The following is an 8,806-nucleotide window of genomic DNA, read 5'->3' as shown; positions in this document are numbered from 1 at the left end:
CGCGCTCAGGGGCTGCGGCGCGCACCGCGGCGAACATCCGCACGTAGGTGCCGTCGTCAGACCAGCGACGGTGGCGTTCCCACACCGATTGCCACGCGCCGAAGTGATCGGGCAGGTCACGCCACGGCGACCCGGTGCGGTACCGCCAGATGATCGCCTCGAGCGTCAGTCGGTGGTCATTCCACGGCCGGCCCTGATGACCGCCGGCAGGCAGCACCGGCTGGATCAACTCCCACAACTCGTCCGGGATCTCGTCGGTACGCAACATTCGTCCAGCGTCGCCCACCAACCCGCCAATCTTTGGCAGACACGCTCTAGACCATGGCGGGACAAGTGCGCGGGCGAGACGCGGGTGAGCAGATCGCCGCAGGCATGGCAGACGACTCGCCGGTCGGCGTCAGCGGCCACGAGCTCGCGGGGCGTGGCGAACACCGGACTGCCGTCGGGCGGCTGGGACACCGGGACATGCGGGCAGGTACTGATGCAGGACACCCACGCAGCATCTCGCGCGGATCTGACAGTTCCGGGGGGCGGTTGTGTGACAGGCTGTGGCGCCACTCCGAAGTGGCTGCCTGATCGATCTGCTGATGCGCTGGCCCGGCCAGGGGGCGTCGGGAAGGGCATCAACTCCTGTTCGCGCCAGGAAATGGCGTCCCAATTCGGTCTGGCCCCCGACGCTGACCCAGAAACAACGCCGGCCTTGAAGCTAGTCGCCTGTTGGATGGCAGCCAAAGCCTCACGGTTCCGATGACCGGCCAGAGCCCAGGCATCTGTCTGTTGACAGATGTTGGGCGACCTGCGGCCTGGCAGATTGGCGTCACCATCCGCGGGCGTTCCAACCGCCCGGCATCCACGTCGACGCAGGTCGCGAGGCACCCGACGTCATCAGCCCACTGACGCGAGCTCGCCGGACTCCAGTCGATTAACTATTACCGTCATCGTTCAATCAATCTGTTAAACCTTCACGAATAGTCGATGACCCCAAGCTCGAGCCATCACCGTCCAAGCCTTTACTGGGAACGGAACGGCACGCATGCTACCAATATCGGTAGTTCTGGCCCCGCTTCGCGGGGCCCTTCGTCGTTTGTGGGGTGACGTGTTGGTCATTATCGGGTGGTGCTGAAAATGCATGGCGGGATGAAGGTGTACGCCGGTGCGCCGGCCCCTGCCCGCCAGTACGTCGAGGCCGGTCGGGGTCGGGCCGATGACTACTACCTGACCGAGGGCACTGGCATCGCGCGCCGCTTCGCCGCCGCCGGCGGCCGGGTGGAGGAGTTGGCCTCGCTGACCGGTGACGGCTACGAGGCGTGGGTCGCCGGGGTGGACCCCGAGACGGGGCGGGCGCGGGGGCGGCTGCGGGACGACGACCGGGCGGTGCGGTTCGTCGAGGTGGTGGTCAACGGCCCGAAGTCGTGGTCGCTGGCGGCCGCGTTGTACCCCGAGGTGGCCGCGGCCTACGACGCCGCACAGGACCGCGCCGCAGGCCAGATCATCGGCTGGCTCGCCGAGCACGTCACCACCCGGCTCGGGCCGCGGGGCGGGCAGGTGCAGGTGCCGGTCGAGGTGCTGGAGGCGGTGACGGTGCGGCACTACACGTCCCGGGCCGGGGATCCGCACCGGCATCTGCATCTGCAGATCAACGCACGGGTGTTCGCCGCGGGGAAGTGGCGGGGGCTGCACACCGTCGGGGTCCGGGACTCACTGGCTGCGATCAACGGGATCGGGCATGCAGCGGTAGCCACCGACCCGCATTTCCGCGCCGCACTCGCAGCCCACGGCTACACCTTGGACGCGGCTGGAGAGATCCGTGAGTTGGCCGGATATGTAGGCGCGTTCAGTGCGCGGGCGGCGCAGATCGGTCGCAATTTCGAGCGCTACGAAGTCGAGTGGACGGCAGCGCATCCCGGGGAGCTTCCCGGGCCGGCGCTGCGGCGGTCCTGGGATGCGCGGGCTTGGGCCGATGGGCGCCCGGACAAGGTCACCCCGCTTTCAGGCGCGGACGTGGATGCCCGGTGCCTGGCCGAGCTCGCCGCGCTCGGTTACCGAGAGCGCGACCATCCGGTGGAACTGGTCCCGGCCTCAGTCGGGACCCTGGACCGCGACGGTGCGGTGCAGCAGGTGCTGGCCCGACTGGGCGCCGGGCGGTCGGCGTGGAACGCCGCAGACATCCGAGGCGAGGTCGAGCAGTTGATCGCCGCCGGCGGAATCGTCGTCGACGCCGCGGTCCGGGCCGAGCTGGCCGAGGACCTCACCGCCCGGGCCGTGGACCGCTGCGTGCCGCTACTGACCCGCGACGGCGCTGCCCTTCCCCTTCCTGAGCACATCCGTGCTTTGACATCGCGTCCGGTGCTCGCGGTCGAGGCGGATCTGACCGTCCGGCTCGCCTCCCGCGGCACTCAACCCGCCACCGACCGCTATCCCGACGTCGGCCTTGACGGCCAGCTCGCCGCTGGGATCGGACTGGATGTCGGTCAGGCCGCGGTTGTCGCCGCGCTGGCTGGGGACCGGCCGCTGCTGGTGGTCGAGGGCGCAGCCGGCGCCGGTAAGACCGCCACCCTCGCGGCCACCCGCGACCTCCTGAACCGGCAGGGGCGGGCACTGACGGTGGTAACCCCGACGTTGAAGGCGGCCAAGGTCGCCGCCGCCGAGGTCGGTGCATCGGCCGGGTCGGCGGCGTGGCTGGCGTTTCAATACGGCTGGCGCTGGAGCAGCGACGGCGTCTGGACCCGGCTCGCCGTCGGGCAGACCGACCCGAGCACTGGTCACGTCTACTCGGGGCCGGTCGAGCGGGCACGGCTTCGTCACGGGGATCTGCTCGTGGTCGACGAGGCCGGGATGCTCGGCCAGGACAATGCTCGGGCCTTGCTCACCGTCGCCGACGAGTGTCAGGTGCGGGTTGCGCTGCTCGGGGATAGGCACCAGCTGGCCGCCGTCGGCCGCGGGGGAGTGCTCGACCTTGCGATCGGCCAGGTCGACCCGACGGCGCACCTGACCCTGCAGGAGGTGCACCGCTTCACCCGCGCGCTCACCCTCGTCGACGGAGGCGTCCGGATGGCGCCGGACGCCGAATACGCGGACCTGACGCTGGCCATGCGCACGGGCGACAACCCCGGGACGGTCTTCGACGCGTTGGTGGCGCGCGGCCAGATCCAGCTGCACGCCGACGAGTCCGCGCTGCGCACGTCACTGGCGACCACCGCCGCCGCGTCCTACGGCGGCAGTGAAGAGCTCGCGGTGGTGGCGGACACCCTCGAGCGGACCGCTGCCCTCAACGCCGCGATCCGCCAGCAGCTCGTTGCCGACGGGCGGGTGGACGACACTCGCGTGGTCACAACGCGGGCTGCGCAGCGGATCGGGGCTGGAGACCTGATCGCCACCCGCCGCAACGACCGCGGCCTGGACGTCGCCAACCGGGACAACTGGACCGTCACGGCGGTCGACCGGCACGGGCAGCTCTATGTCGCCCCCGCCTGTGTCACCCCTGCCGGCAACGTTCATCGTGACGTCACCGCGGCCGGCAGCAGCGACCGGGTGCTGCTCGCCGAATACACGGCGGCGTACGTGGAGCTGGCCTACGCCAGCACCGCGCACGGCGTCCAAGGGGACACCGTCGACACTGCCCACGTGGTGCTGGGCGAGCAGACCGGGGCAGCGTCGGCCTACGTGGGGATGACGCGGGGGCGCCGTTCGAACACCGCCCACCTGGTCGCCGAGAGCCTGACCGAGGCGCGGGACCAATGGATCGCTGTCTTCGCCCGCGACCGCGCCGACCTCGGCCCCGCACATGCCGTCGAGCTCGCCGCCGAAGAGGCGGCCCGTTACGCCGGAGCCCGCCCTGGAGTCCAGCTGCCGGCGGAGCTGCGCCACGCGGGGGCAGTCCCACCCGACGAACGGGATACCTGGCCTGTCACTCGGGCGACCACCACGGAGCACGGAAGCGGCATCCGCCGGCCGGAGCCGGCCGCCTACCGGGTGCCGCGACGCGACGCCAGCCCGCGCGTCCGACGGTGACCGTCCACCCGTCACCGCAACAGCAGGTCAGGCGGACCGAACCCGTCACTCCGACGACGCTGTCACCAATCGACGGAGAAACGCGCCTTTGAAGCCGAAGGGCCAACCACTGCCGACCTGCCCCGGAGGCAGCTATGCCGGACCACCCCACCCGTCCCGAGCTCGCCGGCAGCCGCGACCCGGAGCTGCTCACCATCAGCGAAGCAGCCGAGCTCGTCCGCGCGCCCGTCGCGACCCTGCGCTACTGGAGACACCTGGGCACCGGCCCCCGCAGCTTCCGCCTCGGTCGCCGCGTCCTTTACCGCCGCGACGACCTCCGCGCCTGGATCGACACCCAGCACGACCAGCCGCCCGGCTCCCGTTGACGGGTCGCGGCGACCACCCGCGGCCTGATCGCCGCGGCGCCGTCCGTTGACGCAGGGACGGCATGTGGGGAAGGTCGTCTGATGGCCGGGACCATCAGCACGATCGTGCTCAGTGACGGCGCGAAGCGGTACCGCGCGCGCTACCGCGACGTCGGCGGACGTCAGCACGAGAAGCGCTTCAGCCGCAAGGTCGATGCCCAGCACTGGCTCGACGAGCAGACCTCGGCGCTGGTCACCCAGACCTGGACGGCGCCCGAGCGGGGCCGCGTCACCGTCGCGGCGTGGGCAGAGCAGTGGTCAGCCGCGCAGACCGGCCTGAAGCCCAGCACCCTGTACGGCTACCGGTCGATCCTAAGGGCCCGCATCGTGCCGCGGTGGGGCCAGTACCGGCTGGCGGACGTCACCCATGCCGAGATCGCGGCCTGGGTCGCCGGCCTCGTGTCGAGCGACCTGGCTCCCTCCAGCGTGCGGCAGGCGCACCGGGTGTTCTCGCTCCTGCTGACCCTGGCCGTCCGCGACGGGCGGATCCCGCGCAACCCCGCGGTCGGCGTTCCACTGCCGCGGGTCCGGCGGGCCGACCCCCGGTTTCTGAATCGGAACGAGGTCGAGCGGCTCGCCGAGGCGGCGGGGGAGTATGGCGACGTCGTCCACCTGCTGGCCTACACGGGCCTACGGTTCGGCGAGATGGCCGCGCTGCGGGTCCGACGGGTCGACTTCCTCCGCAAACGGCTCACCGTCGCCGAGAGCGCCACCGAGGTCGGCGGCACCGTCGAGTACGGCGCCCCCAAGAGCCACCAGCAGCGCACCGTGCCCATCCCCGGCGTTCTCATGGCGCCGCTGTCCCGGCGGTGCGAGGGGAAGGGCCGGGACGACCTCGTGCTGACCTCACCGGAGGGCGCGGTGCTGCGCTCAGGCAACTTCCGTCGGCGGGTGTTCGACCCCGCTGCTCGAGCGGCCGGGCTGGAGGACCTCAGCCCGCACGACCTCCGGCACACCGCCGCCAGCCTCCTGGTGGCGAGCGGCGCGAACGTCAAAGCGGTCCAGCGGATGCTCGGGCACGCCTCCGCCGCGATGACCCTGGACGTCTACTCCGGGCTCTTCGACGACGACCTCGGCGGGCTCGCCGACCGCATGGACGCCGCACACGACGCCCACACCTCTTCGCGGAGTGTGGGCGCCGTGTGGGCGCGGGACCCGATCGTCAAGATCACCGATCAGGACGCAAGCCGCTGACCTGCCCATATACCGGTGGGGCGGGTGGGGCTCGAACCCACGACCCAGGGATTATGAGTCCCATGCTCTGACCAGCTGAGCTACCGCCCCGTCCTGCCCGCACAGCCTGCCAGACGGCGCGCGCCGCCTCGCGACGCGACGGGCGCCTGACCGCGGTGGACCAAGCTCAGGTGACGGGCTGCAGCCGCGCGCGGAGCGGGGCCACGCCGTCGCCGGTGAGCTCGTGGAGTGCCGCGGTGCGACCGGCGATCGTCGTCACAAGCGCGACGGCCGGCCCGGACACCTGGGCGCCGTCGCCGGAGCTCCAGCTCGTGTCGGAGGCCGAGAAGGCCAACCCGTCGAGCAGGCCGGGCGTGAGCGCGCGGCGGCCCCGCGGGCTCGTCAGCTGGTCGAGCGTGCGGCCGGCGTCCTCCGGATCGGTCGGCGACGGCACGCCGAGGGGCCAGTAGACGTCCTCAGCGTGGATCACCAGGTGGCTCAGCGGCGCCTCGGCCGGCGCCCCGGGCCCGCCGGAGAAGGTCTGGTGCTCGGTGTCGCGCAGGGCAGCCATGACCTCCGACGGCGACCGCCGGTCCGTGGTGGCCCAGCGGTCCGCGGCCCGGTCGAAGTTCATTCGGGCGCGCAGCATCAGGAGCGCGAACCGGTGCACCGGCAGCTCGTAGGGCATGAGCAGGTGCACGACGAGGTCCCGCACCGACCAGCCCGCACACAGGCTCGGCGTCTGCCACTGCTCGTCGTCCAGAGCCTCGAGCACGCTGACCAGCCGTGCCCGCTCCTCGCGGACCCTGACATCCACGTCGTCCACCGTCCCGCTCATCCGAGCCCCCTTCGTCGCACCCTGGACGATCCACGGCCAGAGCGTCCAATTCCACGGGTCGCCGCGCCGCCGCACCGTCCAACTTCGGCGCCTCTTTGGACGCTAGCCGCCCCAGGCGTCCCATTCGCACCACTTCGCACTGGCGCAGGACCCCGCCGGTCGGGCAGACTGTCCGCCGGTACCCCGGTGCCGGAGCATGCCCGAGACACACCACCGCACGACAGGTCCGTTGGGGAAGACGAGGCCAGTCGAGTCGATGGAGGTGCCCCGTGCGGCGTTCTACCCAGGGTGTGGTCTTCGTGCACGCGTGCCCGAAGGCGCTCTGCCAGCACGTCGAATGGGCGCTCGAACGCGTCGTCGGCGGGCCGGTGTCTTTGACGTGGGCTGAACAGCCCGCGGCGCACGCTTCCTACCGTGCGGAGGTCGCCTGGACCGGTTCCACCGGTATGGGCGCCAAGCTGGTCGCTGCCCTCAAGCAGTGGCCGATGCTGCGCTTCGAGGTGACCGAGGAGCCCAGCCAGGGCAACGACGGCGAGCGCATGGCCTACGTCCCGGGCCAGGGCGTCTTCCGCGCTGCTACCAGCGCCAACGGTGACCTCATCGTCACCGAGCAGCAGCTGCGTCACCTGGCCGCCACCTCCGCCTCGCCCGAGGCCTTCCGGCACGGCGTCGACGTCCTGCTCGGCGCCCCCTGGGACGCCGACCTCGAGGCCTACCGCTACGCCGGCGACGCCGCCCCGGTCACCTGGCTGCACCAGGTCGTCTAAGGCCACCTCCCGGGTCACCGTCGCGGGACCACGGCAGAACGGCTCGGCACCCCCGTGGGGTGCTGGCCCGTCGTTCGGCCCGCTCCAGGGGCCCGCCGCGAGCTTGCGAGTGGTGGGGAGGAGCAGGTCCTTTCTCAGAGCGGGATGTTGCCGTGCGCCCCGCGACCGGACGGCGCCTCCGCCAGAGCCGCCACCAGCCGCCGCTTGGTCTCCGCCGGATCGACCACCTCGTCGACCACGCCGATCTCGCGGGCCCGGTTGACGCCGCCGGCGATCCGCTCGTGCTCGGCGGCCAACTGGGCGTGCAGCGCCTCGCGCTCCCCGGGAGGAGCCGCCGCCAGCTTCTTGCGGTGCAGGATGCCGACCGCGGCCTTCGCGCCCATCACGGCCACCTCGGCGCCGGGCCAGGCGAAGACCGCCGTCGCGCCCAGCGACCGGGAGTTCATCGCGATGTAGGCCCCGCCGTAGGACTTGCGGGTCACCAGCGTCACCCGCGGGACGACGGACTCGGCGAAGGCGTGCAGCAGCTTCGCGCCGCGGCGCACCACGCCGTCCCACTCCTGGCCGACGCCGGGCAGGTAGCCGGGCACGTCGACCAGCACGACCAGCGGCACGCCGAACGCGTCGCACATCCGCACGAACCGGGCCGCCTTCTCCGCCGAGGCCGAGTCCAGGCAGCCGCCCAGCCGTAGCGGGTTGTTGGCGATCACGCCAACCGTGCGCCCGGCCAGACGGCCCAGCGTGGTGACGACATTCGGCGCGAAGCGCGGGTGCAGCTCCAGCGACGGCCCGTCCAGCAGCGCGGCGACCAGCGGCTTGACGTCATAGGCGCGGTTCGGCCGCTCGGGCAGCAGCGCCCTGAGGTCGACGTCGGGCGCACCGTCCGCGGCGGCGAAGCTGCCCTGGGCGGCGAGCAGGTCGACCGCCTGGCGGGCGGTCTCCAGCGCCTCGGCCTCGCTGTCGGTCACCACGTGCACGACGCCGGAGCGCCGTCCGTGGGTGTCCGGGCCGCCGAGCCGCTCCATGTCGACGTCCTCGCCGGTCACCGACCGGACGACGTCCGGGCCGGTGACGAACACCCGGCCGGCCGGTCCCATGATCACCATGTCGGTGAGCGCCGGCCCGTAGGCGGCGCCGCCGGCGGCCGGGCCCAGGACGACGGAGATCTGTGGGATCCGTCCCGACGCCCGCACCATGGCCGCGAAGACCTCGCCCACGGCGTGCAGCGCGGTTACACCCTCGGCCAGCCGGGCACCACCGGAGTGCCAGATGCCGACGACCGGCACGCGTTCCCGCAGGGCGGCGTCCATCGCGTCGACGATGTGGCGGCAGCCGTCGAACCCCATCGCCCCGCCCATGATCGTGGCGTCGGTGCAGAAGGCGATCGCCGGGGAACCGGCGACGGTGCCCCGGGCGGCGAGCACCCCGGAGGTGTCCTTCGCCGCCAGCGTCCGCATCGACCCCGGGTCGAAGAACCGGGACAGCCGATCCTCCGGGTCCCGGGGGTCGACGGCGGGTGCGGTCGGCGGCTCGGCGTGCACCGTGGTCATGCGGACGTCCAATCGGGGGGCTCCGCCGGAAGGGCTCCGTTGCCGGAACCGGCGTTGCGGGCG

The 8,806-nt window shown here is 72.1% G+C and carries 7 protein-coding genes and 1 tRNA gene; 4 read left to right on the top strand and 4 right to left on the bottom strand.

Features of this window, described 5'->3' with window-relative positions; all coding sequences use genetic code 11:
• Positions 1-268: transposase (locus tag BLW04_RS18290; protein ID WP_139306901.1), on the bottom strand; the 268-nt coding region annotated here is incomplete at its 3' end.
• An 857-nt stretch (positions 269-1,125) separates the two neighbouring features.
• Between BLW04_RS18290 and mobF the strand changes: the two genes are divergently transcribed.
• From mobF to BLW04_RS18275, 3 genes are all read left to right on the top strand, one after another.
• Complete coding sequence (mobF, locus tag BLW04_RS18285) at positions 1,126-4,011, top strand: MobF family relaxase (RefSeq protein ID WP_371327801.1); 2,886 nt, start codon at positions 1,126-1,128, stop codon at positions 4,009-4,011.
• Between the two features lie 134 nt (positions 4,012-4,145).
• Complete coding sequence (locus BLW04_RS18280; protein WP_091544586.1) at positions 4,146-4,376, top strand: helix-turn-helix transcriptional regulator; 231 nt, start codon at positions 4,146-4,148, stop codon at positions 4,374-4,376.
• A gap of 81 nt (positions 4,377-4,457) precedes the next feature.
• Positions 4,458-5,609 carry a tyrosine-type recombinase/integrase gene (locus tag BLW04_RS18275; RefSeq protein ID WP_091544582.1) on the top strand — a complete coding sequence of 384 codons (1,152 nt, stop codon included), beginning with the start codon at positions 4,458-4,460 and terminating at the stop codon, positions 5,607-5,609.
• Between the two features lie 16 nt (positions 5,610-5,625).
• Here the strand turns inward: BLW04_RS18275 and BLW04_RS18270 are convergent.
• Together BLW04_RS18270 and BLW04_RS18265 are read right to left on the bottom strand one after the other, a co-directional pair.
• A tRNA-Ile gene (locus tag BLW04_RS18270) sits at positions 5,626-5,699 on the bottom strand.
• 76 nt (positions 5,700-5,775) lie between these two features.
• Positions 5,776-6,426: a maleylpyruvate isomerase family mycothiol-dependent enzyme gene (locus tag BLW04_RS18265; protein WP_091544579.1), complete on the bottom strand. Its 651-nt coding sequence runs from the start codon at positions 6,424-6,426 to the stop codon at positions 5,776-5,778.
• A 269-nt stretch (positions 6,427-6,695) separates the two neighbouring features.
• Between BLW04_RS18265 and BLW04_RS18260 the strand changes: the two genes are divergently transcribed.
• Positions 6,696-7,193 carry a DUF3145 domain-containing protein gene (locus tag BLW04_RS18260; protein ID WP_091544575.1) on the top strand — a complete coding sequence of 166 codons (498 nt, stop codon included), beginning with the start codon at positions 6,696-6,698 and terminating at the stop codon, positions 7,191-7,193.
• Between the two features lie 134 nt (positions 7,194-7,327).
• Here the strand turns inward: BLW04_RS18260 and BLW04_RS18255 are convergent, their stop codons facing one another.
• The gene (locus BLW04_RS18255; protein ID WP_091544572.1) at positions 7,328-8,743 is read right to left on the bottom strand and encodes an acyl-CoA carboxylase subunit beta; all 1,416 of its coding nucleotides are present in this window, start codon (positions 8,741-8,743) and stop codon (positions 7,328-7,330) included.
• Positions 8,744-8,806: the final 63 nt, after the last annotated feature.

Source organism: Modestobacter sp. DSM 44400, assembly GCF_900107175.1.
Classification (GTDB): domain Bacteria; phylum Actinomycetota; class Actinomycetes; order Mycobacteriales; family Geodermatophilaceae; genus Modestobacter.
The sequence above is the reverse complement of the archived record's forward strand: the minus strand, read 5'-3'. Positions and strand labels throughout refer to the sequence as shown.